This window comes from Actinacidiphila cocklensis (assembly GCF_907177275.1).
In the GTDB taxonomy this organism is placed as follows: domain Bacteria; phylum Actinomycetota; class Actinomycetes; order Streptomycetales; family Streptomycetaceae; genus Actinacidiphila; species Actinacidiphila cocklensis.
Genome location: NZ_CAJSLV010000081.1, coordinates 115007 through 141887, shown reverse-complemented (window position 1 = coordinate 141887; position 26881 = coordinate 115007). Strand labels below are relative to the sequence as shown.

The 26881-nt window shown below is 73.9% G+C and carries 12 protein-coding genes and 1 pseudogene; 8 read left to right on the top strand and 5 right to left on the bottom strand.

Annotation, left to right across the window (positions count from 1 at the left end):
* The first annotated feature begins 47 nt into the window (after positions 1-47).
* On the top strand, positions 48-1238 hold the full coding sequence (locus NFU81_RS29725; protein ID WP_251496560.1) for an MFS transporter: 1191 nt from the start codon (positions 48-50) through the stop codon (positions 1236-1238).
* A gap of 510 nt (positions 1239-1748) precedes the next feature.
* On the opposite strand, the pseudogene NFU81_RS29720 reads toward NFU81_RS29725, so the two are convergent.
* Positions 1749-2247 (bottom strand): annotated as a pseudogene (locus NFU81_RS29720) (transposase); the annotation flags it as partial.
* 32 nt (positions 2248-2279) lie between these two features.
* Between NFU81_RS29720 and NFU81_RS29715 the strand changes: the two are divergent.
* The gene (locus tag NFU81_RS29715; RefSeq protein ID WP_251496557.1) at positions 2280-2888 is read left to right on the top strand and encodes a response regulator transcription factor; all 609 of its coding nucleotides are present in this window, start codon (positions 2280-2282) and stop codon (positions 2886-2888) included.
* Positions 2889-3270: 382 nt separating this feature from the next.
* Here NFU81_RS29715 and NFU81_RS29710 read toward each other — a convergent pair whose 3' ends face one another.
* Positions 3271-4638 carry a cation:proton antiporter gene (locus NFU81_RS29710; RefSeq protein WP_251496554.1) on the bottom strand — a complete coding sequence of 456 codons (1368 nt, stop codon included), beginning with the start codon at positions 4636-4638 and terminating at the stop codon, positions 3271-3273.
* A 460-nt stretch (positions 4639-5098) separates the two neighbouring features.
* Here NFU81_RS29710 and NFU81_RS29705 point away from each other — a divergent pair, with 460 nt between their 5' ends.
* Positions 5099-5815: a response regulator transcription factor gene (locus tag NFU81_RS29705; protein WP_251496551.1), complete on the top strand. Its 717-nt coding sequence runs from the start codon at positions 5099-5101 to the stop codon at positions 5813-5815.
* Here the strand turns inward: NFU81_RS29705 and NFU81_RS29700 are convergent.
* From NFU81_RS29700 to NFU81_RS29690, 3 genes are read right to left on the bottom strand one after another with little or no spacing between them, the layout of a single operon-like run.
* A complete protein-coding gene (locus tag NFU81_RS29700; protein WP_251496548.1) occupies positions 5804-7291 on the bottom strand; it encodes an AMP-binding protein in 1488 nt (495 codons plus the stop codon). The two genes, NFU81_RS29705 and NFU81_RS29700, sit on opposite strands and share 12 nt — an antisense overlap.
* Complete coding sequence (locus NFU81_RS29695) at positions 7288-8421, bottom strand: acyl-CoA dehydrogenase family protein (protein WP_251496545.1); 1134 nt, start codon at positions 8419-8421, stop codon at positions 7288-7290. Before NFU81_RS29695 ends, NFU81_RS29700 begins: the two co-directional genes overlap by 4 nt.
* A 46-nt stretch (positions 8422-8467) precedes the next feature.
* The gene (locus NFU81_RS29690) at positions 8468-9181 is read right to left on the bottom strand and encodes a thioesterase II family protein (RefSeq protein ID WP_251496543.1); all 714 of its coding nucleotides are present in this window, start codon (positions 9179-9181) and stop codon (positions 8468-8470) included.
* 545 nt (positions 9182-9726) lie between these two features.
* On the opposite strand from NFU81_RS29690, the gene NFU81_RS29685 reads away from it, so the two are divergent.
* The 5 genes from NFU81_RS29685 (at position 9727) to NFU81_RS29665 (ending at position 26811) form a co-directional block, all read left to right on the top strand.
* Complete coding sequence (locus tag NFU81_RS29685; protein ID WP_033175343.1) at positions 9727-10011, top strand: phosphopantetheine-binding protein; 285 nt, start codon at positions 9727-9729, stop codon at positions 10009-10011.
* A gap of 31 nt (positions 10012-10042) precedes the next feature.
* Complete coding sequence (locus NFU81_RS29680; protein WP_251496540.1) at positions 10043-11389, top strand: NAD(P)/FAD-dependent oxidoreductase; 1347 nt, start codon at positions 10043-10045, stop codon at positions 11387-11389.
* Positions 11386-20406 (top strand): type I polyketide synthase, encoded by a 9021-nt coding sequence (locus NFU81_RS29675; protein ID WP_251496538.1) that lies wholly within the window; start codon positions 11386-11388, stop codon positions 20404-20406. Before NFU81_RS29680 ends, NFU81_RS29675 begins: the two co-directional genes overlap by 4 nt.
* The gene (locus tag NFU81_RS29670; RefSeq protein ID WP_251496535.1) at positions 20403-25067 is read left to right on the top strand and encodes an SDR family NAD(P)-dependent oxidoreductase; all 4665 of its coding nucleotides are present in this window, start codon (positions 20403-20405) and stop codon (positions 25065-25067) included. The genes NFU81_RS29675 and NFU81_RS29670 overlap by 4 nt, the downstream gene beginning before the upstream one ends.
* 106 nt (positions 25068-25173) lie before the next feature.
* A complete protein-coding gene (locus tag NFU81_RS29665) occupies positions 25174-26811 on the top strand; it encodes an NAD(P)/FAD-dependent oxidoreductase (RefSeq protein WP_251496532.1) in 1638 nt (545 codons plus the stop codon).
* The last annotated feature ends 70 nt before the right edge of the window (positions 26812-26881 follow it).

The window sequence follows — 26881 nt, the reverse complement described above, 5'->3', positions numbered from 1 at the left end:
CGCAGGATTGCGTCGCGGACCCCGTTCAGGACCCGGAGACGGTCGCGGTGCAGCCTTCGCCGCTGCGGGGCCCGCAGTTCCGCCGGGTCATCGCCGCGGAGTTCATCTCCTCGGTCGGCACCCAGATGACCACGCTGGCGCTGCCCTGGTTCGTGCTGATGACCAGCGGGTCGACGGCGCGCATGGGGCTGGTGTTCGTCGTCCAGATCCTGCCGGTGCCGCTGCTCGGCATGCCCGCCGGGCTGCTGGTGGCCCGGTGGGGCGCGCGCCGCATCACCATCGTCGGCGACCTGATCGACGCGGTGCTGATGGCGGCCGTGCCCACGCTGTATCTGGCGGGCATGCTGCCGTTCTGGCTGCTGCTGGTGTTCGTCGCACTCATCGGCTGCGTAGCGTCGGGCTACCTTTCCGCGCAGCGCATGCTGCTGACCGACACCATCGGTACAGACGAAGGGGCCGTCACCGCGGGCAACGCCCTGTTCGAGACGGCGACGTCGTCGGCGCGACTGGTCGGCCCGGCGATCGCCGGGTTCCTGATCGCCTGGTTCGGGGCGCTCGACGTGCTGTGGTTCGACGCGGCCACGTTCGCGGTGTCGGCCGCGCTGCTGATCGGGCTGCCGCGGCGCGAGGTCGACCCTGAGCCGCTGTCGGCCGGCAAGATGGCGGAGGGCGCGTCGTATCTCTTCCGTGACAGGGTGCTGCGCACGATGGCGCTCGCCGCCCTCGGCTACGGCACCCTCATGCCCGTGGTGCTGCTCGCACTGCCGGTCCTGGCCAGAGCCCGGTACGACTCCAACCCCCATGTGGCCGGCTGGCTGCTGGCCGCGTGGGGCGGCGGCACCGCCATCGGCACCGTCGTCGTCGCACGGCTCGCGCGCCGCATCCCGCCGACCCGGTTCGCGGCCTGCGGAGGGGTTGGCGCGGCCGTCGTGCTGTGGCTGCTGCCCTGGCACCAACCGGCCGTGCTGGCGGGCCTGACGGTCGCGGCGAGCTGCATGTTCCTGCCCGCGGTGACCGCCCCCGCGGTCGCCCTGCTGATGCTGCGCCCACCGGAGCACCTGCGCCCGCACGTCGTCCCGGTCTTCGGCGCCGCCGTCTTCGTGGCCAGCCCGATCGCCTACGCGGTCGCGGGCATCCTCTTCGAGCACCTCTCCTTGACCACGGTCCTGTCCGCGGTCGCCATGGGAGCCACCCTGTGCGCCCTGGTCCTGCTGAACCTCGCCCGCCACCCGGAATAGCCCGCCGGACGCGATGGCGTCGTCGGGCATCAGCACCGCATCGCCGAGCGGCACCAAGGCAGGACCGCCGGCCTTGTCGCCGGCCTCACCGTCGCGCTTGGCCGGATACGCGACGGGAGGTGTCCTCTGCCGGGATCCGTCGCCGCCGCATGGATACTGGCTGGCATGCGAATCGACTTCGATCCTGCCCAGCTGGACCGCACCACCTTCTACCGGCTGCTCACCGCGACGGTCGTGCCGCCGACGCCGCCCACTGCAACGTCTCGAAGGCTACGGACATAGCGGCCGTGGACCCGACCAGACCACTGCCCGCACCGGCACCAGCCGCCCTCCACAGCCACCCGTGCCCTCAACACCACGGCAGACGGGCCTCGTTCGACCTCGTCGATGACAACCGCGGACAGGTGCGGGAACAACTGCTGCAAGAGATCACGAGAACACGCAGTGCATGATCGCGAACCACCACGGCCTGGCGCTTCGCCGTCCGCATCGCAAGATCGTCGACAGAACCCGGATCTTCACGTGGATCGCGTCGATGAAGACCATCGGGTAGATGCCGTCCAGCGGCCGGCTCTGCCATTCGGCCATGCTGTCCCATGACCTTGTCAGTGATTGTGGAGATCGTCTGACGGGGAGACCTCGGCGCCATAGACCTCCGCCAGATGGGCGGAGATGTCGCCGGTGGTCAAGCCCTTCGCGGACAGGGACAGCGCCATCTCGTCCACGCCCGTCAGACGTCGCTGACGCTTCTTGACGATCTGCGGCTCGAAGCTGCCTTCCCGATCCCGCGGGACGGCTATCTCGACCGGACCGACGTCGGTCAGCACCGTTTTGGAGCGGATACCGTTGCGGCTGTTGCCGCTTCCGGCGCCCGCCGGTCGTGCTTGTCATAGCCCAGGTGGTCGGTGATCTCGCCTTCAAGGGCGGACTCCGGCAGCCGCTTCGTCAGCTGCTGCAGCAGCCCGCCCTCACCGGTCAGTTGCAGGCCTTCGGCTTGGGCACGACCCACCCGTCCTGCTGGGCAGGGAAGCCGGTCTCGACGTGGTCGGCGACGCGGCTGACGCGGCAGGCGTCCTGTCGAGCATGGCAAGGCCTTCACCGGATGTCGTGATCATCGACGGCCAGGACCTCGAGCCGTCTTCTTCCGCGGAGTTACGGCTGCTTGTCGGCGGCGTCGCGGACGTCAATCCGAAAGTGCCCGCCATGGTGCCGCAGATGGACCAGGTCGCGCGGAGTTGGCAGTCGGCGGGTTCGTGGGGCGTGCTCGACAACAGGGCCAGCCCGCAGCGCATTGTCGCGGCGGTCCGTAGGATCAGTGCCGGTTACCGGCTGGTCGTTCCGGATTGCAAGGGCGAGACCGGGGAACCGAGGGCCGAAGAGCCCGTCGACGTCGAGCCGGCCGCTCTATCGGAACTGGACCTGGAGGCCATCGGAATGACCCAGAGGGAGCGCGACGTCCTCGAACTCATCATCCGCGGCTATTCGAACGCGGAGATCTCCGAAGCCCTCTTCCTGAGTGAGAGCACGGTGAAATCCCATGTCCAGCGCATGCTGGACAAGCTCGCGCTGCGCAACCTGGTGCACGCCGTCATCTACGCGTACGAGAAGGGCATCGTGCGGGCCGGCGGCAACGTCGTCCCGGCTCTGTGACCGTCCGTCCGACATCCTCCCGTCCCCCCTCGATGCGGTCTCCCGCTCGGTGAAGCGAGCGTGTGTGTGCCGACGAGGGAGGGGGAGTCGAGCGTCGGCACACACCCGGGAAGGCCCGCCGGGCACACCCGCCCCGGCTCAGGGAGTGAAGTCGACGCGTTCCAGGCGCTGGTAGCCGTTGCCCGGCTGGTAGTGGCTGATGTACTGGGTGAGTCCGTTGCCCTGGGCGAGTTCGGACGTACGGGGCGGTCAGCGTGCGGGCGGCGCACCGGCGGCGGGGCGGGACCGCGGCGAACGTCCGGCGGGGCCGGTCGGCCTGGCCGCCGCGCACAGCGGGTGCGGCTGTCAGGCCCACAACCGTAGGTCAACGCCTGTTGACACGCTACGCCCGGTCCGGCCCCGCGGTGCCGGCGCTGCCTGACAGGGAGGGGGCGTCGGCGAGTTCGGCCGGCGACTCGGGGATGCCGGGCGCCTGGATGCCGATCAGCCGGAGTAGCGGTCCTGCCATCGCCGTGGTGACCAGGGCCATGATGACCATGATCGAGAAGAGCCGGTCGTCGATGACGCCGAGGTCGTGGCCGACGCCCAGGACGACGAGCTCGGTCAGGCCCCGGGTGTTCATCAGGATGCCCAGCGCGCCGGACTCCTGCCAGGAGATGCCGAACGAGCGGGCCGGGACCACCGCGCCGACGAACTTTCCGGCCACCGCAACCAGCACGATCACGCACAGTTCGCCGACGCCCGCCCAGCCGACCGTCTTGAGGTCGACCGACAGGCCCGTGACGATGAAGTACACCGGCAGCAGCAGGGTGCTGGCGCGCGCGAGCGGCACCTCCACTGCCTCGCGGATCCGCGGGCCGACGGTGCGCGGCATCACCACTCCTGCGGCGAACGCGCCCAGGATCGGGTGAATGCCGATCCACGCGGTGGCGCAACCGCACAGCAGCGCGAAGGAGCCGGCGAGCAGGAACGCGCGGTTGCCGGCCGTGTCGACCGCCATGTCCGGCCGCCGCTCGCCCGGTTCTGCCCCCTGCGCCCCCTCCTGCTCGGTCCCGGCCGCCCAGCGCGCCAGCAGCGGTCGCACCAGGCCGAAGAGCAGCGAGCCCAGGACCGCGGCCAGCAGCATGGTGTGCCACACCTGGCCGGCGCCGTCCGACCCGGCCACCGCGACGACCACGATCAGCAGGCACCAGGCGATGCCGTCGCCGAACGCCGCGCAGGTCATCGACAGCACACCCACCGGGGTGCGGTCCAGGCCGGTGTCGCGCAGGATGCGGGCCAGCACAGGGAAGGCGGTGATCGCCATCGTGGTGCCGAAGTAGAGCACGAACGCGGACGTCGACGTGTGGCCGCGGTGGTCGGAGGCGAGGGCGAAGGCCAGCCCGGCGCCCATCAGGAACGGCACCGCCATCGCCGAGACCGCCGTGACGGCCACCGCCGACCGGCCGCTGCGCAGCAGCCGGGGGTTCATCTCCCAGCCGGCCAGGAACATGAAGAAGACCAGCCCCAGCTCGGACATCGCGGTGAGCGTGGGGCGTTGGGCCACCGGGAAGAGGCGGGTGTCCAGATGGCCGGGGAACACCCCCAGCACGCTGGGGCCGAGGACGATCCCGGTGGCGATCTCCCAGATCACCGCGGGCTGGCGGAGCCTGCGGGTGGCCCGGATGAGCGCCGCGCCGGCGATGACCGCGACCGCGACGTCGGCCAGCGCCACGCAGTCGGGCGGGAGGTCTCGGAACCACGTGGACATACGGGACTCCTGCCTTGAGGGGAAGCGGAGGACTGCCGCGGCGACGCAGGTCCGCAGTCCCGCGGCCCGTCGGGGTCGAGTGGGCGGCCGGCGCGGCGTGCCTGCGCGCGCAGACTGAGACTCTGCTTGCTCCGGTGCCCCGCGCGTAACGGCAGTTGGGATGAAATCCAGGCGCGGTGCGCGCGGTGCGCGCGGTGCGCGCGGCGCGTGTGGTCTGTCGGGACGAGTACCGGGCCGAAAGAATGAGCAGGGGGTCCCGCGGCCATTCCTCCTTTTGGGGGTTGTGCCGACCGGGACCGCCACTCCTGGCAACTCATCAGCGTGTCGCCCGCCGTGCGGCATTGCGCCGAAAAGTTTGACAAACCGGCGGTAGCAATTCGAAAAACTCTGGTTGTAGGGCCGGAGTGCCCATGCTAGGGTCGGGTTCCGCTTGTAGGCAGCTGAAGTTCGGGGGCAAGCGATGCAAGAGGAAGCCGCCAAGGTTTTTCTGGTGGATTCGCGGGCTGTTTCGAGGGTAGGGCTGAGTGTGCTGCTTGGCCGGGAGGCCGATCTGGACGTGGTCGGCAGCGCCGCCGATCTGACAAGCGCCCTGCCGAATCTGACGAGACTCTCACCGGACGTCGTGATCATCGACGGGCAGGACCTCGAAACGGCTTCATCCGCGGAGTTACGGCTGCTCATCGGCAGTGTTGCCGATGAGCAGCCGAAAGTGCTGGCCATCGTGTCGCGACTGGACCAGGTCGCGCACGACTGGCAGGCGGCGGGGTTGTGGGGCGTGCTGGACAACCGGGCCAGCCCCCAGCGCATCGCCGCCGCCGTCCGCATGATCAGCGCCGGCTACCGGCTGGTCGTGCCGCACTGCGAGACCGAGGAGCAGAATGCCGCAGAGCCCGCAGAGCCCGCAAAGCCCGCAAAAACCATGCCGGCAGGCTTATCGGAACCGGATCTGGAAGCCGTCGGAATAACCCGGAGAGAGCGCGACGTGCTTGAGCTAATTATCCGTGGGTATTCCAATGCGGAGATTTCGGAAGCGTTATTTCTGAGTGAGAGCACGGTGAAATCCCATGTCCAGCGCATGCTGGACAAGCTTGCCCTGCGAAACCGGGTCCACGCGGTGATCTACGCGTACGAGAAGGGAATCGTCAGAGCCGGCGGCAATGTCCGTTCAGCCTTGTGAGCCGTCCGCCTGCAGCGATTCCATGAGCAGGCGGCGGTTCGTCTTCCCGTTGTCGGTGCGCGGGAGTTCGCTCACCACGCTCATGGAATCCAGCATCATGTAGGACGGAAGCCGCTCCGAGCTCCACCTCTTGAGATCCAGGAGGCCGGGCTCGGAGCCCGCTCCCGGAACCACCACCGCGTGCACCCGGGCGGACAGTCCCTCGCCGACCACCAGCACGGCCACCTCGCGTACTTTCGGATGAAGTCCCAACGCGGCCTCGATCTCGCCGAGTTCGACCCGGTTCCCACGGATCTTCACCATGTGGTCGCGCCGGCCCAGATACTCCAGCAGCCCCTCGCCGTCCGGCTCCACCAGGTCGCCGGTGGCGTACGGGCCCTGCTGCCGCGGCCGGCCCCAGTAGCCGAGCATCACCGTCGGCCCGGACACCAGCAGTTCGCGCCCGCGCCGGTCCGGCTCCGGCTCCGCCTCGCTGAAGTGCAGCGTGTCCCCGGAGCACGCGGTGCCGATGGGCAGCGCGCGCCCGGTCTCCAGGTCCGCGTCGCGGACCTCGTGGGAGGTGCAGACGTTCGTCTCCGTGGGTCCGTACCAGTTGAACAGCCGCACCTTGGGCCAGGCGCCGCGCAGTTGGCGGAGCTGCGGGATCGGGAACGGCTCGCCGGCGAAGACGCAGACCCTGAGTGACGGCGGAACCGGCCGCTCCAGCAGCCCGCCGCGGGTCATCATCAAGATGAGCGCGGACGGCACCGAGTACCAGACCGTCAGCTCGTGGTCCGCGATGAACCGCAGCAACTGCGGCGGCGCATAGGCGAGATGCTCCGGCACCAGATGGACGCTCGCCCCGGTCAGGAAGGCCGCGTACAGATCGAACACCGACAGGTCGAAGTTGAACGGCGCGTGGTTGGACAGCCTGTCCTGCGGGCCGATGCCCAACTCGTCGACCGCCCAGCGCACGAAGGCCAGCGCATTGCGGTGGCTCAGGCACACCCCCTTCGGATCGCCGGTGGAGCCGGAGGTGAACAGGATGTACGCCGCGTCGTCCGGCGACCCCGCCACCGGCGCGGGCACCGGCGCGCCCTCGGCGCCGGCGAGCAGTTCCTCGAAGGTCGTGCACGCCGGGGCCTCGCCGCCGCAGTCCGCCGCCGTCTCGGCACCGTCCTTGTCGGTGACCACCAGCGCGGCCGTGCAGGCCGCCGCGATCCGGGCCAGCCGAGAGGGCGGGTTGGTGGCCGACACCGGCACGTATAGCGCGCCGGCCCGCAGGCAGCCCTGCATCAGCGCCACCAGGTGCAGGCTCTTGGCGGACCACAGCACCACCCGGTCACCGGAACGTACCCCCCGGGCGGTGAGCGCGGCGGCGTAGCGGCCGGCGAGCGCGTCCAGGGCCGCGTAGTCCAGCCGCCCGTCGGGCGCGTCCACGGCCAGGGCGTGCGGCGTCCTGCGGGCCGCCTCGACGACGGGTTCGTACAGCCTCACAGCCCCAGCTCCTTCGCCGCGATCTCCTTCTGCATCTCCGAGGTGCCCGAAAACAGCACCGCGGGCACCGAGTCGCGCAGCGCCGCCTCGATGCCGTGGTCGGCGAGGTAGCCGCGACCGCCGAACACCCGCACCGCGTCCACCGCGCTCGCCACGGCCGCCTCGGAGACGGCCAGCTTCGCCAGCGCCACCGGCAGCACCGCGCGGCTGCCGGAGTCCATCTCGGCGCAGGCCCGGTACAGCAGCAGCCGGGCGCTCTCCAGCCGCAGTTTCATGTCCACGATGCGGTGCGAGACCGCCTGGAACGAGCCGATCGGACGGCCCGACTGGCGGCGCTCGCGGGCGAACGCGGTGCACCGGTCGACGAGCCGGTCCAGCAGCCCGACGTATCCGGCGAACAGGCAGGCCCGCTCCCAGCCCATGGACGCCTGGAAGATCGCCGCGCCCGCTCCGGGCTGCCCCAGCACATGGTCGTCGGGCACGAAGCAGTTCTCGAAGTCGACCGTGCCGGCCCGGCAGGACCACAGGCCCATCTTGTCGAAGGGTTCGCTCCTGCGGACGCCGGGCGCCTGCGCGTCCACCACGAACGCGGTCTGGCCGAGGTGGCCCATGTCCGGGTCGGTGGTGGCGTAGGTAACCAGGGCGTCGCAGACCGGGCCGTTGCTCACGAAGCTCTTCGTGCCGTCGAGCCGCCAGCCCCCGTCGACCTGACGTGCCGTCACCTTGAGCCGGGAGACGTCGGACCCGGACTCCGGCTCGGTCATGGCGTTGCCCGCGATGGCCGCCCCCGAGGCCAGGTCCGGCAGCCAGCGCAGGCGGACCGCCTTGGAGCCGAACTCGGCGATCGGCACCGCGCAGGCGAACTGGTGCGCGCTGGCGGCGAAGACCAGGCCGGTGTCGGTGCACGCGCGCCCGAACGCCTCGATCACCAGCGCGGTGTCCAGCGCGCCGAGCCCGCCGCCGCCGAACTCCGCAGGCAGGCAGGTGCCCAGCAGGCCGAGCGCGCCCATGGTGTGCCAGTCCTCGCGGTCGAAGGCGCCCGGCTGCCGCCCGGGCGGGAACGCCTCGGCGGCCTGCCGCAGGGTGTTCTGACGGCGCGCCGACTGCGCCGCGCTCAAGTGGAAGTCCACGATGCCTCCTGGGAGTTCGGGGATGGCGGTCGGGTCCGGTGCCGTCTCAGCGGGCGACGAGCGCGAACAGGTCGTCCAGGCAGAGGTGCAGGGCGGGGGAGTCGAGCATCATGTGGCCGCCGCGGACCCGCTCCACCCGGCACGGCCCCACCGTCTCCTGCTGCCAGCCGGCCAGCCCGGCGTCGTCCACCAGGGGGTCCAGGTCGCCGGCCACCACCTGCACGGGGCAGGACAGCGGCGGCAGTTCCGGCCGCCGGTAGGTCTCGGCCATCCGCAGGTCGGCGCGCAGCGGCGGCAGGAAGATATCCAGCAGCTCCGGGCTGCGGTCCACCGCGGGCAGGGTGCCCTGAAGGGTTCGCAGGCCGCGCAGCAGCTCGTCGGTGGGCGCGTCGTGCAGCGCCGCCCGCGGGTGCGGGATCGAGGGGGCGTTGCGGCCGGAGACCACCAGCGCCAGCGGCGCGCCGGCCGCCGACCCGGCCAGCCGGTGGGCCAGCTCGAAGGCGACCAGCGCGCCGAAGCTGTGCCCGTACAGCACGTAGGGGCCGTCCGCGGTGGCGGTCAGCTCGTCGGCCAGCCGTGCGACGAGCTCGCCGGTGTCCCGGACCAGGGGTTCGGTACGGCGGCCGCCGTGTCCCGGCAGCTCGACCGGTATCACCGTGGCGCGGTCGGCGAAGCGGCTCCGCCACGGGGAGAACATCACCGCGCTGCCGCCCGCGTGCGGCAGGCACAGCAGCCGGGGAAGGGACCGGGCGCTCAGCACTGCGTCGACCTCCAGGAATCGCCGGGGTAACTCGGGTAACTCGGGTAACTCGGGGGAGACATGCGGGGTGCATGAGCGGGAGCCAGGCGCCGCACCGGCCGTCCCGCCGCCGTCCGGCCACCACCCGGCGCCGTCCGCCGCCACGCGCGGCGCCGGCCGCGGGCGAGCGGACAGCCGCGTCGATCCTGACCGCTCGGGAGGGTCCGCGGCGACGGCCGCGGGTACTCATCCTTTCGGCCCGCTCGCACCTGCGGCCGTGCCCCGCCCTCCCCCTTTGGGACGGAAACCGGCCGGCACGGCCCCGTTGGTAATTCATCACGTCTGCTGAAGCCGGGGCCGCGGCCCTCTGCATACGGTGGCGCACAGCCGGTCGCCGGAACCCGCGGCCGGCCCGCCATGAACGGCCTGCGGGGAAACCGTCGAGCGCCAGCAGCCGACGGGCCCCGGCCCCAGCGTCCGCGGCGGGCACCCCGCACAGCTGGGGACCCGCCACGGCGCATCCGGCCGTCACGCCGTTACCCGCCCGGACCCCGGAGGCCGCAGGCATGCCAGAAGAGACCGTCGCGCAGGACGAGATCCTCGCTGAACTCACCTCGTTCGTCGAAAGGCGCTTCCTTCCGGAAGGGACCGCGAGCCTCAAGTCCGACGCCCCGCTGCTCCAGCTCGGCATCCTCACCTCGCTGAACACCACCGAGCTGATCGCCCACATACAGGAGCAGTACCGGCTCTACATCCCGCCTGAGCACATCGTCGGCCGCAACTTCAAGACGCTGGACGCGATCAGCTCCTTCGTCTTCCGGCTGCAGGGCGACCCCGCGGCGATGGCCTGATCCACCCACACCGATCGTTTGAGGAGCAGCCTTGTCCGCAGTCGACTACGACATTGGCATCATCGGCGGGGGCCCCGCGGGCTCGACCGCAGCCAGCTACCTGGCCCGCGCCGGTCTGTCCGTGGCGGTCTTCGAGGGTGAAACCTTTCCGCGGCCGCACGTCGGGGAGTCCCTGGTGCCCGCCACCACTCCGGTACTGCGCGACATCGGCGCCCTGGACCTGGTCGAGAAGGCCGGCTTCCCCAAGAAGTTCGGTGCGGCCTGGACCTCGGCCGCACCCAAGGGCATCCCCACGCTCGGGTTCTCCGGCCTGTCCCACGGACTGGGCGCCGCCGAGATCGAGTTCGACGAGCGCGACCAGCCGGGCGTCGAGCAGGCCCACACCTACCACGTGGACCGCGGCAAGTTCGACCAGCTCCTCCTCCAGCACGCCAACTCCTGCGGCGCGAAGGTCCTCGAGGACACCCGCATCGGCAGCGTCGACTTCTCCGGCGAGAACCCGGTGCTGCGCCCGGTGCGCGGCAAGGACTCCGGCTACACCGTGCGGATGGTGGTCGACGCCAGCGGACGCGGCACCATGCTGGGCCGCCAGATGAAGCTGAAGGTGCCCGACCCGGTCTTCAACCAGTACGCCGTGCACGCCTGGTTCGAGGGCCTGGACCGCACCGCGCTGTCGCACGACAAGAAGAAGGCCGACTACATCTTCATCCACTTCCTGCCGATCACCGACACCTGGGTGTGGCAGATCCCGATCACCGACACGATCACCAGCATCGGCGTCGTGACGCAGAAGAAGCACTTCACCGCCTCCAAGGACGACCTGGAGGGCTTCTTCTGGGACTGCGTCGGCAGCCGGCCGGAGCTGCGCAGCGCGCTGGAGGCGTCCGAGCGGGTCCGCCCGTTCAAGGCCGAGGGCGACTACAGCTACGGCATGAAGGAGATCACCGGCGACAAGTGGGTGCTGATCGGCGACGCCGCCCGCTTCGTCGACCCGATCTTCTCCAGCGGCGTGAGCGTCGCGCTCAACAGCGCCCGCATCGCCACCAAGGACATCATCGCCGCCGCCGAGGCCGGCGACTTCAGCAAGCCGCGGTTCGCCGAGTACGAGCGCACGCTGCGCCGCGGGGTCGGCAACTGGTACGAGTTCATCAGCATCTACTACCGCCTCAACATCCTGTTCACGGCCTTCGTGCAGGACCCGCGGTACCGGCTCGACGTGCTGAAGATGCTCCAGGGCGACGTCTACGACGACGACGAGCCGCGGGCGCTGGAGGCGATGCGCAAGATCGTCGCCGCGGTCGAGAGCGACCCCGACCATCTGTGGCACCAGCACCTCGGCAGCCTGACCACCCCCTCAGGGGCGGCACTGCTGAAATGACCGGGACAGCAGCCGATGCGGTGGCGATCGTCGGGGCGGGCTGCCGCTTCCCCGGCGGGGTGACGGGCCCGGACTCCTTCTGGCGCCTGCTGCGGGACGGGACCGACGTCATCACCGAGGTCCCCCCCTCCCGCTGGGACCTGGCCCGCGTCTACGACCCCGACCCGGACGCACCCGGGCGGACGTACGCGCGCTGGGGCGGCTTCCTGCCGGACGCGGACCGTTTCGACGCGGCCTTCTTCGGCATCGCGCCGCGCGAGGCCCGGCAGATCGACCCACAGCAGCGGCTGCTGATCGAGGTTGCCTGGGAGGCGCTCGAGGACGCCGGCATCGTGCCCGGCACCCTGGCCGGGACGCGCACCTCGGTGTGGTCCGGCGGACTCGGCGCCGACTACTTCCTGCGCCACGCGCAGGAGGCCGGCCGCGCCGGCATCGACCCCTGGTATGCGTCGGGCAAGGAGGCGAGCTTCGGGCCCGGCCGGCTGTCGTACCTGCTGGGCCTGAACGGGCCGAGTGTCGCCCTGACCACGGCCTGCTCCTCCTCCCTGGTGGCCGCCCACCTCGCCCGGCGCAGCCTGCTCGCCGGCGAGTCGGACACCGCGCTGGTCGCCGGGGTGAACGTGCTGCTCGCCCCGGAGCTGACCATCTTCATGTCCAAGGTCGGCGCCATGGCCAAGGACGGCCGGTGCAAGGTGTTCGACGCCGCGGCCGACGGCATCGTCCGCGGCGACGGGTGCGTGGTGCTCGTACTCAAGCGGCTGGGTGACGCGCTCGCCGACGGTGACCGGGTGCTCGCAGTGATCCGCGGTTCCGCGGTCAACCACGACGGGCGCAGCGCCGGCCTGACCGTGCCCAGCGCCGCCGCGCAGCAACGCCTGCTGAACGACGTGCTGGCCGACGCCGGCGCCGCGGCCGGCGAGGTCGGCTTCGTGGAGGCCCACGGCACCGGCACGCCGCTCGGAGATCCGCTGGAGATGAGCGCCCTGGCCCAGGTGCTGGGCGCAGGACGCGACCCGGCGGCCCCGCTGCTGGTCGGCTCGCTCAAGACCAACTTCGGCCACACCGACGGCGCGGCCGGCGTCGCCGGGCTGCTCAAGGCCGCCCTCGCGGTCCGCCACGGCCAGATCCCGCCGCACCTGCACCTGCACCGCCCGAACCCGGCGATCCGCTGGGACCGCTGGCCGGTGCGCGTGCCCGTGGAACTGACCGACTGGCCGCAGGACACGCCCCGCCTCGCCGGCGTGAGCGCCTTCGGCCTGAGCGGCACCAACGCCCATGTGCTCGTCGAGGCGCCCCCGCGGCAGGCGCTTGCTGCCGGCGCGGGCGTCCCCTCCGGCGCGGCCACCCGGGTGCTCGCCCTGTCCGCGCGCTCCGGCGAGGCGCTGCGCGAACTCGCCCGCGCCCACCGCGACCGCCTGCTGGCCGGACCCGCCGGCGGCCTCGCCGCCTGGACCGCGGGAGCCGCGAGGCTCCGCACCCACCACGGCGAGCACCGGCTCGCCGTCACCGGTGCCACCACCGCCGAACTCGTCGCGGAGATCGACGAGTTCCTCGCCGCCCCGGCGCCCGCCGACGACGCCGGGGCGGCGCTGCCCGACGACGACGGCGAACGCCTGCCGGTCTGCTTCGTCTTCTCGGGGCAGGGCGGCCAGTGGGCCGGCATGGGCCGCGAACTGCTGGACACCGAGCCCGTGTTCGCCGCGGCGCTGGCCGAGGTCGACACGCTCGTGCGGGAGGCCGCGGGATGGTCGCCCGCCGACGAGCTGCGGGCCGGCGCCGCGGAGTCCAGGCTCGCCGACACCGAGATCGCCCAGCCCGTCGTCTTCGCCCTGCAGGTCGCCACCGCCGCGCTGTGGCGGTCCTGGGGCGTCGAGCCGGCCGCCGTCATCGGCCACAGCATGGGCGAGATCGCCGCCGCCCACGTGGCGGGGGCGCTGACCCTGCCCGACGCGGTCCGGGTCGCAGTCCACCGCGGACGGCTCCTGCAACGCTCCGCCGGCCAGGGCCGGATGGCCACCGTTGCACTGCCCGAAGCCGAACTGCTGCCGCTGCTGGTTCCGTTCGGCGACGACCTCGCTCTCGCTGCCGTCAACAGCCCGTCCTCGTGCGTGGTGTCCGGCACCGAGGCCGCCGTGTCCGCACTCACCGGCGAGCTGTCCGCGCGTGGCGTCACCTGCCGCGACGTGCCCGGCGGATACGCCTTCCACAGTCCCCAGATGGCCCCGCACCAGGCGGAGTTGACCAGCCTGCTGACCGACCTGGAACCCGCGGCGCCCGGTGTGCCGCTGCTGCGGACCAGCGGCACCCTCGGCGCTGCGGACGACCCGGAGCCCGCCCTCGACGGCGCATGGTGGGGGCGCAACGTCCGCGAGCCGGTGCGGTTCGCCGACGCGATGGGCCGCGCGCTGGACGCCGGCCACCGTGTCTTCCTGGAGATCGGGCCGCACCCGGTGCTGGCCCAGCCCATCGTGCAGGCCATGGCCGCCGCGGGCGCCGACGGCGCGGTGGTGGCGACGCTGCGCCGCGACACCGACGCCGTGCGCACCTCCCGTGCCGCGCTCGCCGAGCTGTACGCCGCGGGCACCGGCATCCGCTGGCAGCACGTCGAGCCGGACCCGGCTCCGGCACGCGACCTGCCCCGCTACCCCTGGCAGGGCGAGCCGCTGTGGTTCGAGGTGCCCGAGGGCGCCAGAGGCGAGGGCATGGCGGCCGTCGACGCGGATCCCGCAGGCGCGGCGCTGCCGGCTGAACTCCGCGGTGAGCTGCGGCTGTTCGACGCCGAAGGGCGGCTTGTCGCCGAGACGGACGGGCTGCGGTTGCGGACCGGGGCACACCCCGGCAAAGGCGCGGCAGCCGGGCATGCGGCAGCCGGGCTCGCGCCGTACGGGCACGCGACGGAAGGGGACGCGCAGGGCGTTCCGGCCGTGCGAGTGACCGCGGACGCCGGCGCGCAGCCGGCCCCCGCGCGCCCCGACCAGGCCGCGCTGGCCGACCTCGTCGCCTCGGCCGCGGCCCGGGTGCTGGGCCTCGCCTCCGCGGCGGCAGTCGGTCGTGCCCGTGGTTTCACCGACCTCGGTATGGACAGCCTCGGGGCCGTCGAGCTGTGCAAGGCGCTGGAGCGTTCGCTGGGGGTGCGGCTGCCCAAGACGGCGGCCTTCGACTACCCCACCGTCCAGCGCCTGGCCGCCCACCTCGGCGACCTGCTCGACCGGCAGGCGCCGGCTGTGCCTGCCGGTCGTCCCGCCGCCGTGGCCGCCGCCCCCGAGCCGATCGCCGTGGTCGGCGTCGGCTGCCGCTTCCCGGGCGGTGCCGACGGCCCCGACGCCTACTGGCGGCTGCTCACCGACGGCGTGGACGCCGTACGGCGGGCACCCGAGGGCCGCTTCGACGACGCCCGGCTGTGGTGGGGCGGCTTCCTCGACGAAGCCGCCGGCTTCGACGCCCCCTTCTTCCGGATCCCGCCGCGTGAGGCCAAGGTCATGGACCCGCAGCAGCGGATGTTCCTCGAGGTCGCCTGGGAGGCGCTGGAGCACGCAGGTATCCCGCCCGCCGGGCTCGACGGCTCCCGCACCGGGGTGTTCGTCGGCATGAACTCCACCGACTACGCCCAGCGCGTGGCCGCCCGCAGCGTCGACGCCTTCTACGGCACCGGCACCTCGTTCAGCGCCGCCGCCGGCCGCCTGTCGTACCTGCTCGGCCTGCGCGGCCCGAGCCTCGCCGTGGACACGGCCTGCTCCTCGTCCCTCGTCGCGATCCACCTGGCCGCGGCCAGCCTGCGCGTGGGGGAGAGCGACCTGGCCGTGGCCGCCGGCGTCAATCTCATCCTCGACACCACCATCCACCGCGCGAGCGGCGCCGCCGGGGCACTGGCCGCCGACGGCCGCTGCAAGACCTTCGACGCCGCGGCCGACGGCTACACCCGCGGGGAGGGCTGCGGCGTCGTCGTCCTCAAGCCGCTGTCCGCCGCCCGGCGCGACGGCGACCGGGTGCTGGCGCTCGTACTGGGCTCCGCGGTGAACCAGGACGGGGCCAGCAGCGGATTCACCGCGCCCAACGGCCCCGCCCAGGAGGACCTGCTGCGCACGGCCTTCGCCGACGCCCGAGTGACCCCCGCGGACCTGGACTACGTCGAGGCCCACGGCACCGGCACGCCGCTCGGCGACCCGATCGAACTGAACGCCCTCGGTGCCGCGCTGCGCGAGCGGCCCGCCGACCTGGACCCGTGCCTGGTCGGCTCGGTGAAGACCAACATCGGCCACCTGGAAGCCGCTTCGGGCATCGCCGGGTTGATCAAGACCGTCCTGGCACTGCACCACGAGACGCTTCCCGCGCACCTGCACTTCCACGAGCCGAGCGCCGCAGTGCCCTGGGACGAACTGCCGCTGCGGGTGCCCACCGCGGCGCGGCCCTGGCCGCGGGGTGGCCGCCGCCGGGTCGCGGGCGTCAGCGCTTTCGGGTTCAGCGGCACCAACGCCCATATCGTGCTCGCCGAGGCACCGGCCGCCGACCTGGCCGCAGTCGGGGCGCCCGGGGGCGTGACGGCCGGGCCGGGAGCGCCTTCCGCCGGGATGCGCGCCGCCGAAGAGCCTTCCCGGGCCAGGCAGTCCGCCGTGGCGGGGCTGCCCGCCGTCGGTGTGCGGGAAACGTCCGCCACCGCCGGGACGCCCGTCGAGGCGTCGCGCCCGGCAGCCGGAGCGGCGACCGGCGACGACCGCGCACCGCAGGTCCTCGCCCTCTCCGCCGCGTCCGTGCGCGCCCTGCGGGTGCGGGCCGCCACCCACCGCGACCTGCTGTCCGGCCCCGGCGCACCGGACGTCGCGGACCTCGCGTCCACCCTCGCGCTGCGCCGCTCCCACCTGGAGCACCGCCTGGTCGTCGTCGGCCGTGACCGCGCCGAACTCGCCGAGCGGCTCGACGCGTTCACCGAGGGCCGCGACGCTCCCGGCACCGCCTTCGCCCGTGCCGCCGACCGCGACCGCGGGCCGGTGTTCGTCTTCTCCGGGCACGGCTCGTACTGGCCCGGCATGGCGCGGCCGCTCGCCCTCCGCAACCCGGTGTTCCGCGCCGCCCTCGACGACGCCGACGGCGCGCTGTCGGCGTTCCTCACCTGGTCGCCGGCCGGGGTGATCGCCGCCGGCGCCGAGCCCGCCGACGAACTCGACCGCCAGATCCTGCTGTTCGCCGTGCAGCACGCCCTCGTCGCCGCCTGGCGCGACCTCGGCGTGGAGCCCGCGGCCGTCGTCGGGCACAGCATGGGCGAGGTCTCCGCTGCGATGTGCGCCGGCGCCCTGCAACTGCCCCAGGCCGCCGAGGTGATGGTCCGCCGCACCCGGCTGCTGCGCGCCCTGGTCGGCCAGGGCGGCATGGCTGTGGTCGGCCTCGACGCCGACGACACCGCACGCGAGATCGCCCGCTACGGCGAGCGGCTGTGCGTCGCCATCGTCAACAGCCGCCGCTCGACGGTCGTCTCCGGCGAGAGCGCCGCCCTCGCGGAACTGGGCGGCCGGCTCAAGGAGCGCAACGTCTTCTTCCGCGCGGTGGACGCCGGAGGTCCCGCGCACAGCCCGTGGGTCGAGCCACTGCGCGCCGAGCTCGTCGAGGCGCTGACCGGCCGGCTCGACCCGGTGCCGCCGCGCCTCCCGATGTACTCCTCGGTGGACGGCGGCGCGGTCGCGGACCGGCCGCTCGACGCCGGCTACTGGGGCGACAACCTGCGCATGCCCGTCAGGTTCGCCGACGCCGTGCGCGCCGCCGCCCGCGACGGCCACGACACGTTCCTCGAACTGTCCGCGCACCCGATCCAACTCACCCCGATCGAGCACGAACTGCGGGCCGACGGCACCGACGGGCTGCTCGTCCCCACGCTGCTGCGCGACGTGGACGGCGAACTCGCCCTGCTCACCGCCTTCGGCGCGCTGCACGCCGGTGGCGCCCGGGTCGGCTGGCGACGACTGCACCCCCGCCCGGCGCGGCCGGTCGCCACGCCCGGCTACCCGTGGGAGCACCGCCGCTACTGGGTGGACGACCGCCCGGCAGCGGCCGGCACCGGCCACCCGCTGACCTCCCGCACCGTGCGCACGCACGGCGCCACCGTGGTGGAGGCCGACCTCGACGCGGCGATCGTCACCGCGCTCGGTGCCGACCCCGCCGCCGTCGCCCCGCGCGTACCGGCCGCCGCCTGGCTGGAGTTGGCGGTGGCCGCCGCCGGATCCGCGCTCGGCCCTGACCGCATCGTCCGGCTGACCGGCGTCACCTTCGACGCGGCGCTGCCCGCGCCCGCCGACGGCACGCGCACCGTCGCCCTTTCCCTGACCCGCTCGCCGGACGCGCCCGGCGCCCACCGCTTCGAGGTCACCGCGCCCGGCGGCGCCAGCCTGCTCCGGCTCGCCGCCGGCACCGCGCGCCCGGCGGGCCTGCGCGGACCGGCCCCCGCCCCCGCGCGGACCGAGGCCGACGCCGGGCTGCTCGCACGCGCCGCCGCGCTCACCGGAGCGACCGCCGAGGTGGTCGCGGTCCGCACCGACGGCGACCGCCTCACCCTGGAACTGCGCTGCCGCCCGGCCGCCATGCGGTGGCACCTGGCGCCTGGCCTGGTCGAACTCGCCCTGTCCGCAGCGACGTTGCTCGCCCCGGAGCCCGTGGCCCCGCTGCCGCTGCCCGCGTCGATCGCGTCCGTCACCGCCCACGACGTCCCCGGCGAGCGCGTCGTCCTGCACGTCTCACCCACTGCGGACCGTCCCACGTCGGACGGCGAGTCCACGGCCGGCGACGGGATGCCGCCTGTGGCCGACGTGCTGATCGCCACCCCCGAAGGCCGCCCCCTGATCGAACTCATCGGCATCCACCTCTCCACTCCCACCGCCCACCCCCTCCCCCCGGAGGCCGCCCGCCGCCACACCACCCACGTCCACACCCTCACCTGGCACGAACTGCCCTCGCGGCCGGCCGAGATGCCCCCTGCGGCGAGCGGAGCGCGTGCTCTGTCCGCTGCCGCGTCGCCCGGTGTCGCCGGGTCCGCGTCCGCGGTGGGCGCCTCGGCACGCCCGTCGGGCGCTCACGCCAACTCCGCTCAGCTCGGTGGCGGGGTGGTCGACGGTGGTCGGGCTGGGGCCGCCGGTGGGGCGGTTCTGCTGGTGGGGGATGGGTCCGGTGTTGGCGAGGCGATTGCTGCGGGGTTGGAGCGGCGGGGAACGCCGGTGCGGGTGGTGGCCGGGGTCGGGACGGGGGTGCGGGAGCGGATCGGGGGCGCGCTGAAGGAGCTGGCCGCGGGGGACGGTTGTGCGGCCGTGGTGCACCTGGCGGGGCTCGATCTGCCTGCGGGCGGGGCGCCCGACGCAGGGGTCGTCGCCGGGGCGTGCGCGGCGGCCGCCGAAGTGACCGCCGCGGTGGCGGCGGCGGGGGCGGGTGCCCGCGTGTGGTGGGTGACCCGCGGCGCCGTGGCCGTGGACGACCTGGAGGAGCCGGCCCCCGCGCAGGCCGCGCTGCGGCAGGCGGCCGTCGTCGCCGGGCTGGAACAGCCCAACGCCTGGGGCGGGGTGCTCGACCTGGACCCGCTGTCCGCGGACCCCGCGGCCGACGCCGACGCCGTCCTCGCCGAACTCGACGGGCGCCTGACCGGGGGCGACGAACCCGCGGAGGACCGGCTCGCGCTGCGCTCCGGGCGGCGGCTGGCCGCACGGCTGCTGCCCGCCCCCGCCGCGCCCGCGCTGTTCGCACCGGTGCGGCTGGACCCCGGGCGCGCCTATCTCGTCGCGGGCTGCGGCGGGCCGCTCGCCGAGGAGGTGGCCGGGTGGCTGGCCGAACGCGGCGCCGGTGAGGTGCTGAGCGTCCCGCTGGTCGAGGGGGCCGCGCACGCACGGCAGTTGATGGAGAACCAGGCGGCCGCGGGCTGCCCGGTCGGCGGCATCGTATGGCTGGGGGCCGACTGGAACCTGCCGGCCGGCGGCCCGCCAGGCGCCCGCGAGCTGGAGGCGGCGCTCACCGAGCGCGCGAGCGGCGCGTGGCTCCTGCACGACGCGTGCCTGCGGACCGGCACGGAGCTCGACCTGTTCCAGGTGTGGAGCACCGTGGCGGGAAGCTGGGGCGCGATCGGCGCCGGAGCGCAGGCCCCGGTGGACGCCGTGTTGACCGCGCTCGCCGCCCACCGCAGGTCCCGCGGGCTGCCCGCCACCTCCGTGGCCTGGGCGCCGTGGGGCGAGGTCGGCCTGCTCGACCGGGACAGCGCCCAGCGGCTCACCCGCAGCGGCATGACCCCGCTCCCCACCGCCGCGGCCCGCGAACTCCTCGACCAGATAACCGCGTTCGGCCCCGCCGAGGTCGAGATCGCCGACGTCGACTGGGGGTTGCTGCTGCCGCTCTACCGGCAGGCGCGTCCCTTCCCGCTGTTCGACGTGCTGGCAGAGCGCGAGAAGTCCGCGCCCGGCGACGCCGACGCGCTGCTGGACAAGCTGCGCACGCTGCCCGCGGACGCCCGCGCCGACCTGGTGCTCGACTGCGTGCTGGAGGAGGTCGCGGTGGTGCTCGGCCTGGACGCCTCGGACGAACTGGAGCCGAGGCGCGGCTTCTTCGAACTGGGGCTGAACTCCATCACGGCCCTGGAGATGAAGGTCAGGCTGGAGCGCCGGTTCGGCTGCCCGCTGCCGGCCACGCTCGCCTTCGAGTACCCCAACGGGCAGGCGCTCGCCGCCTTCCTGGCCGCCGAGGTGGTGGGCGCCGACGCCCCGCCCTCGAACGGCGGCCCCCACGACGGCGCTGCCGGAGGAATCCAGACAGGCGGCTCACCCTCCGGCAGCGCGACCGATCCCTCCGCGGCCATCCCCGCCGCCCGCGCGGCCGGCGCCCCGCCCGACGCCGGCCCCGGGTCCGCATCCGGCACCGGTCGGGCAGCCGGCGAAGGTTCCGACCCCGACAGCGATCCCGACGCCGCCCCCGACACCGGCGACATCGCTGAGCTGGCCGCCGGGCTGGCCGCCGAGCTGGCCGCCGTCACCGAACTGTTCGAGCAGGAGAAGCGATGAACCAGCCCACCGCGGCCGCCGACGGCGAGCTGCGAGCCCTGCTAGCCCAGGCCGGCCGGACCATCTCCAAGCTGCGCACGATGGTCGAGAAGCAGCAGGGCGCCCTCCGCGCCCCGATCGCGGTCGTGGGCATCGGCTGCCGCTTCCCCGGCGGCGCGGACTCTCCCGAGGCCATGTGGCGGATGCTGAGCGCCGGCGTGGACGCCATCGGCCCGTTCCCCGAGGATCGTTGGGACACCGCGCCCTACTTCGACCCGGACCCGGAGACACCCGCCACCGCCTACGTTCTGGATGGCGGCTTCCTCGACCGCGTCGACACCTTCGACGCCCAGCTCTTCGGTATCGCGCCCGCCGAGGCCACCGGCATGGACCCGCAGCAGCGCATCGCGCTCGAGGTCGCCTGGCAGGCCCTGGAGGACGCGGGGCTGCCGCCTGACGGCCTGGACGGGTCGCGCACCGGGGTGTTCATGGGTGCCAGCACCGGCGACTACGTGCGCATGCGCCAGCAGTTCGGCGCGCCCGAGGGCATCGACGGCTACCAGATCCTCGGCGAGAACAGCTTCATCGCCGGCCGCATCGCCCACACCTTCGGGCTGCGCGGCCCGGCGCAGGTCGTCGACACCGCCTGCTCGTCCTCGCTGCTCGCGGTCCGCCAGGCGTGCCAGTCGCTGCGGCTCGGCGAGACCGACCTCGCCCTCGCCGGCGGCGTGAACGTCATCCTGTCGCCCTACGGCTTCGTGCTGGTCAGCAAGGCCGGGGCGGTCGCCCGCGACGGGCGCTGCAAGGCGTTCGACGCCGCCGCGGACGGCTACGGCCGCGGCGAGGGCTGCGGCATCGTGGTGCTCAAGCGGCTGTCCGACGCGCTTGCCGACGGCGACCGGGTGCTGGCCGTGATCCGCGGCGGCGCCGTCAACCACGACGGGCGCGCCAGCGGCATCTCCGTACCCAGCGCCCAGGCCCAGCAGGACGTGATCAGGTCCGCCCTGGAGGACGCCGGGCTGACGGCCGACCGGGTCGGCTACGTGGAGGCCCACGGCACCGGGACCGTCCTCGGCGACCCCATCGAACTGCGCAGTCTGGAGCAGGTCCTGGGTGCGGGGCGGCCGGACGGGCGGCCGCTGCTCGTCGGCTCGGTGAAGACCAACATCGGCCACCTGGAGGCCGCGGCCGGCATCGCCGGGCTGATCAAGGCGGTGCTCGCGGTCCAGCGCGGAGAGATCCCGGCCAGCCTGCACTTCCGGACCCCCAACCCCAACGTCGCGTGGGACCGGCTCCACCTCGCGGTCGCTGCCGAGTACACCGCCTGGCCGTCCGACGGGCAGCCGCGGGTGGCCGGGCTGAGCTCCTTCGGGGCCAGCGGCACCAACGTCCACCTGCTGGTCGAGGAACCGCCCGCCGCCGTGGCCGAGGCCCCGAACGTCCCGGCCCGCCCGGCCGAACTCGTCGTCGCCTCCGCCCGGGGCGAGGACGCGCTGCGGGCGCTGGCCGGCAAGTGGGCCGACCACCTCGACTCCCACCCGGACACGCCGCTGCCCGCCGTCGCCCGCACCGCCGCCACCGGACGGGCCGCCCAGCAGTTCCGTATCGCGTTTGCCGCCGCGGACCTCCCCGAACTCGGCGCACGCCTTCGGGCGTTCTCCGACGGCGAGGGCGGCCCGGCGCCGCGGCGCGCGCTCAGCGCGCACCGCGCCAGGACCGCGTTCCTCTTCCCCGGCCAGGGCGCGCAGTTCGCGGGCATGGGCCGGCAACTGTACGACGCCGAGCCGGTCTTCCGCGACGCGCTCGACACCTGCGGCGCCCTGCTCGCGGACGGCGGTGAACGGCCGCTGCTGGACGTGGTGTTCGACCCGGACGGCAGCGACCTCCGACGCACCGCGTGGACGCAGCCTGCGCTGTTCGCGGTGGAGTACGCCCTGGCCGAGCTGTGGCGCTCCTGGGGCGTGCGGCCGGCCGCCCTGATCGGGCACAGCGTGGGGGAGTACACGGCGGTGTGCGTCGCCGGCGCCGTCGAACTCCCCGACGCGCTGCGGCTGATCGCGTTGCGTGGACGGCTGATGGACGGTGTCTCGACCCCCGGCGCGATGCTCGCCGTGCCGCTCGGCGAGCAGGCCGCGCTGCGCGCCGTCGGCGCACGCACCGACCGGGTGTCGCTCGCTGCCGTCAACGGCCCCCAGGACACGGTGCTGTCAGGTGCGGCCGACGCCATCGAGGAGATCGCCGCCGAACTCGCCGCCGGCGGCGTCAAGGGCCGCCGTCTCGCCGTCTCGCACGCCTTCCACTCGCCGCTGCTCGACCCGGTGCTGCGCCCGCTCGAAGAGGCCGCCGCGGCCGTGGAGTTCCGCGAGCCGCGGATCCCGGTGTACTCCAACCTCACCGGCGAGAAGCTGGACCGCACCACCCTCGCCGACCCCGGCTACTGGGTCCGGCACGCCCGGCAGCCGGTCCGCTTCCACCAGGGCATGCTCGCGCTCGCCGGGTCCACAGGGGCCGGCGCGTTCGTCGAGGTCGGACCCGGCCGCACCCTGCTGGGACTCGGCGGCCGCATCCTGCCCGACCAGGACCTTCTGTGGCTGCCCTCGCTGCGCCGCAGCCGGCAGGAGAGCGTGCAGGTCCTCGACAGCCTCGGCCAACTGTTCGCCTGGGGCGCACCCGTCGACCTCGCGGCCCTGCACGGCACGGGAACCCCGCGCCACGTCCCCCTGCCCACCTACGCCTTCCAGCGCCGCGCGCTGGCCTTCCCGCTCGCCGCGGCCGGTGCCACCGGACTCGCGGGGCCGGGCACCCGCGCCGCCGCCGGGGACCCGGCCGAGGACACCCTGCGCTACACCGTCAGGTGGGAGCAGGCCCCGACCGCCGCGGCAGGTGCCGAGGTACCGGCCGGCCGCACCCTGCTGCTCGCCGACTCCGGCGGCGTCGCGGAGGACCTGGCCGCCGGCCTCAGGGCGCGCGGCGGCACCGTCTTCACCGCCCGGCTCGTCCCCGCGGGAGGGCGGGCGGACAGTTCCGGGGCCGTGCCCGCCGGCGACCCCGCGCGGCTGCGCGCCCTGCTCGCCGCCCACGCGCCGCTGGACCGCGTGGTGCACCTGGCCTCGCTCGACGTGCCCGTGGGCGACGCCACCACCACCGCCGACCTCGCGGATGCCCGCGTCACCGGCCCGGAGACCGCGATCCACCTGCTGCAGGCGCTCGCCGACGGCGCTGGCGGCAGCCCCGAAGGCCCGCCGCGGCTGTGGCTGGTCACCCGAGGCGCCCAGGCCGCGGGCGAGAAGGACGAGACCGGCGGCCTGGCCGGCGGCATGCTCGTCGGCCTCGGCAAGGTGGCCGCGCTGGAGCAGCCCGCGCTGTGGGGAGGCAGCATCGACCTCGACCCGGCCGGCGGCGGAATCGACGCCCTGGCCGACGAGTTGCTGCGGCCCGGCGATGAGGACGAGGTCGCACTGCGCGCCGGCGAACGCCTGGTGCCCCGGCTCGTACCCGAGCCGGCCGGAGCCGCCGCGCCGCCCGTGCTCCGCCCCGACGCCTCGTACCTGATCACCGGCGGCCTCGGCGGCCTGGGCCTGACCCTTGCGGGCTGGCTCGCCGACCGCGGCGCCCGCCACGTCGTCCTCACCGGGCGCTCCGGCCTGCCACCGCGCGAGGAGTGGGACGTGTCGGGCGGCACCGGTTCCGGCGCCGACGGGCCGTCCGCCGCGACCGCCGCCCGCGTGCGGGCCGTGCGCGACCTGGAAGGCCGCGGCGTGCAGGTCACCGTCGCCCGCGCCGACGTCACCGACGAGGCCGCGATGCGCGAGGTGTTCAGGGTCGCAGCCGTGGCCGGCCGTCCCGTGCGGGGCGTCGTGCACGCCGCAGGACTCGCCGGAGCGCAGAACATCGACGAGGCCGACCCCGCAGAACTGCACGCCGTGCTGCGGCCGAAGGTCGAGGGCGCCTGGACGCTGCACCGGCTGCTGGCCGACGCAGAACCGGACTTCCTGGTCCTGATGTCGTCCATCGCGTCGGTGTGGGGCTCGGCCCACCTGGCCGCCTACGCCGCCGCCAACCGCTTCCTCGACGGCCTGGCCGCCCACCGCAGGGCCACCGGCCGCCCCGCACTGAGCATCAGCTGGGGCCCGTGGAACGTCGCCAGCGGCCTCGGCGGCGACGACCTGCTGGCCCGGCTGGAGGCCCTCGGGCTGCGCGCCCTGGACGCCCGCGCCGGGCTGGACCAGCTCGGCGGGCTGCTGGCCGGCGACCACGTCCACGCGGTGGTGTCCGGCGCCGACTGGGACACCCTCAAGCCCCTGCTGGAGTCGCGCCGCGCCCGCCCGCTGCTCGCCGGCATCGCGGCCGCCGCACCCGGCGGCGACGGCGCCGCGCCCTCCGCGCTGCTGGCCGGCGTGCTCGCCGCTCCCGCCGGCCGGCGCGAGGGCCTGCTCGACGCCTACGTGCGCGACGCGCTCGCCGACCAGCTCGGCGTGCCCCGCGCCGAGATCACCGACGGTATCGACCTGCTGCAGATGGGCCTCGACTCCCTCGGCGTCAGCCAGCTCATCACCCGCTACCGCAAGGACCTGGCGCTGCGCCTGGAACCGCGGCCCTTCTTCGAGGTGCCGGCGGAGGGCTGGGGGCGGCTGCTCGGCGACGAGGTGGCCCGGCAGCACCCGGCGCCGCAGGAGCCCTGAACCCGCCGGGCCGCGACGCCGCCGGCCCGGCACCACCAGCGACCCGCCGGCACCACACCGGCGGCTCAGCACACGACCGGCAGCACAAGGACGAGAGAGGCATCAGATGACCGAACGCCATGACGTCGCCATCCTGGGGGCCGGCATCGCCGGCTCGATCCTGGCGTCGGTGCTCGCGCGCAACGGGGCCAAGGTGCTGCTGCTGGACGCCGGCAGCCACCCGCGGTTCGCGATCGGCGAGTCCACCATCCCCTACACCTCCGTCCTGCTGAAGGTCGTGGCCGCCCGCTACGGCGTGCCCGAGATCGCGCACCTGTCCAGCTTCAGCTCGGTGCGCAGGAACGTCACCGGCGCGTGCGGGGTCAAGCGCAACTTCGGCTTCGTCTACCAGCGCGAGGGCCAGGCCCAACGACCCGACGAGGTCAACCAGTTCGTCATCCCGAAGATGCTGCACACGGAGAACCACTTCTTCCGGCAGGACATCGACGCCTACATGACGTACACCGCCGTCCGCTACGGCGCGGTCCTGCGGCAGAACACCCGCGTCGAGGAGATCGACATCGACGGCTCCGGGGTCACCCTGAACGCCGCCGGCGGCCAGAAATTCCTCGCCCGCTACGTCGTGGACGCCAGCGGCCACCGCTCCCCGGTCGCCGAGCGGTTCGGGCTGCGCGAGACCCCCACCCGCTTCCGCCACCACTCCCGCTCGCTGTTCACGCACATGGTGAACGTCACCCCCTACGACGAGGTGATGCGCAACCCTGAGGCGTACGGCAACCCCAGCCCCTGGCACCAGGGCACCCTGCACCACGTCTTCGACGGCGGCTGGCTGTGGGTCATCCCCTTCGACAACACCAAGGACGGCACCAACCCACTGGTGAGCGTGGGGCTCACGCTGGACCCGCGGCGCCACCCGCGCCCGGACGGTCCGCCGCAGCAGGAGTTCGACGACTTCCTGCGCCGGTTCCCCGACATCGCCCCGCAGTTCCGCGACGCCCGCCCGGTACGCGAGTGGGTGTCCACCGGGCGGCTGCAGTACTCGGCGACCGGGACGGTCGGCGACCGGTACTGCGTCACCGCGCACGCCGCGGGGTTCATCGACGCGCTCTACTCGCGCGGGATGACCAACACCCTGGAGGTCGTCAACGTGCTCGCGCACCGGCTGCTGGACGCCATCCGCGACGACGACTTCTCCCGCGAACGCTTCGCCCTGGTCGAGCAGTTGGAGCAGCGCCTGCTGGACGCCAACGACGACCTGGTGCACAGCTCGTTCACCGCCTTCCGCGACTACGACCTGTGGAACGCGGTCTTCCGGGTCTGGGCGATCTCCACCGTGCTCGGCACCTTCGGCCTGCAGACCGCGTACGACCGGCTGCGGCGCACCGGCGACGTGCAGCCGCTGCTGGAACTGGAGAACGCCAAGTACCTCGGCTCGCCGTTCCCGACGCACGACGCGACCAACGAGCTGCTGCGCGCCTCCACGTCCCTCAGCGACCAGGTCGAGGACGGCACCTTGGACCCGCAGGAGGCGTCCCGGCGCATCTTCGGCCTGCTCGGGGAGGCCGACTTCCTGCCGCCGCCGCTGCAACTGGCGCGTCCGGAAAACCACTTCTTCCACGCGACCCCGCCGCGCATGGCCCGCACCGCGGTCTGGGCCAGGACCAAGGCGCCCGCGCACATCGCCGGCACGATCACGGGCGCGATGAGCTCCTTCGCCCGCGAGCACGTGCCCGGCCGCGACTGACCCGCAGGTGCGCGCGGCCGCGGCCGCCGCGCGGCAGCACCCGACCGGCACACCGAACCGTGCCCGATCC

Excerpts from the sequence above, each read along its gene's own strand:
- NFU81_RS29665 (WP_251496532.1), top strand. The coding sequence starts at position 25,174 with ATGACCGAACGCCATGACGTCGCCATCCTGGGGGCCGGCATCGCCGGC.
- NFU81_RS29675 (WP_251496538.1), top strand. The coding sequence starts at position 11,386 with ATGACCGGGACAGCAGCCGATGCGGTGGCGATCGTCGGGGCGGGCTGC.
- NFU81_RS29685 (WP_033175343.1), top strand. The coding sequence starts at position 9,727 with ATGCCAGAAGAGACCGTCGCGCAGGACGAGATCCTCGCTGAACTCACC.
- NFU81_RS29705 (WP_251496551.1), top strand. The coding sequence starts at position 5,099 with ATGCAAGAGGAAGCCGCCAAGGTTTTTCTGGTGGATTCGCGGGCTGTT.
- NFU81_RS29670 (WP_251496535.1), top strand. The coding sequence starts at position 20,403 with ATGAACCAGCCCACCGCGGCCGCCGACGGCGAGCTGCGAGCCCTGCTA.
- NFU81_RS29710 (WP_251496554.1), bottom strand. The coding sequence starts at position 4,638 with ATGTCCACGTGGTTCCGAGACCTCCCGCCCGACTGCGTGGCGCTGGCC.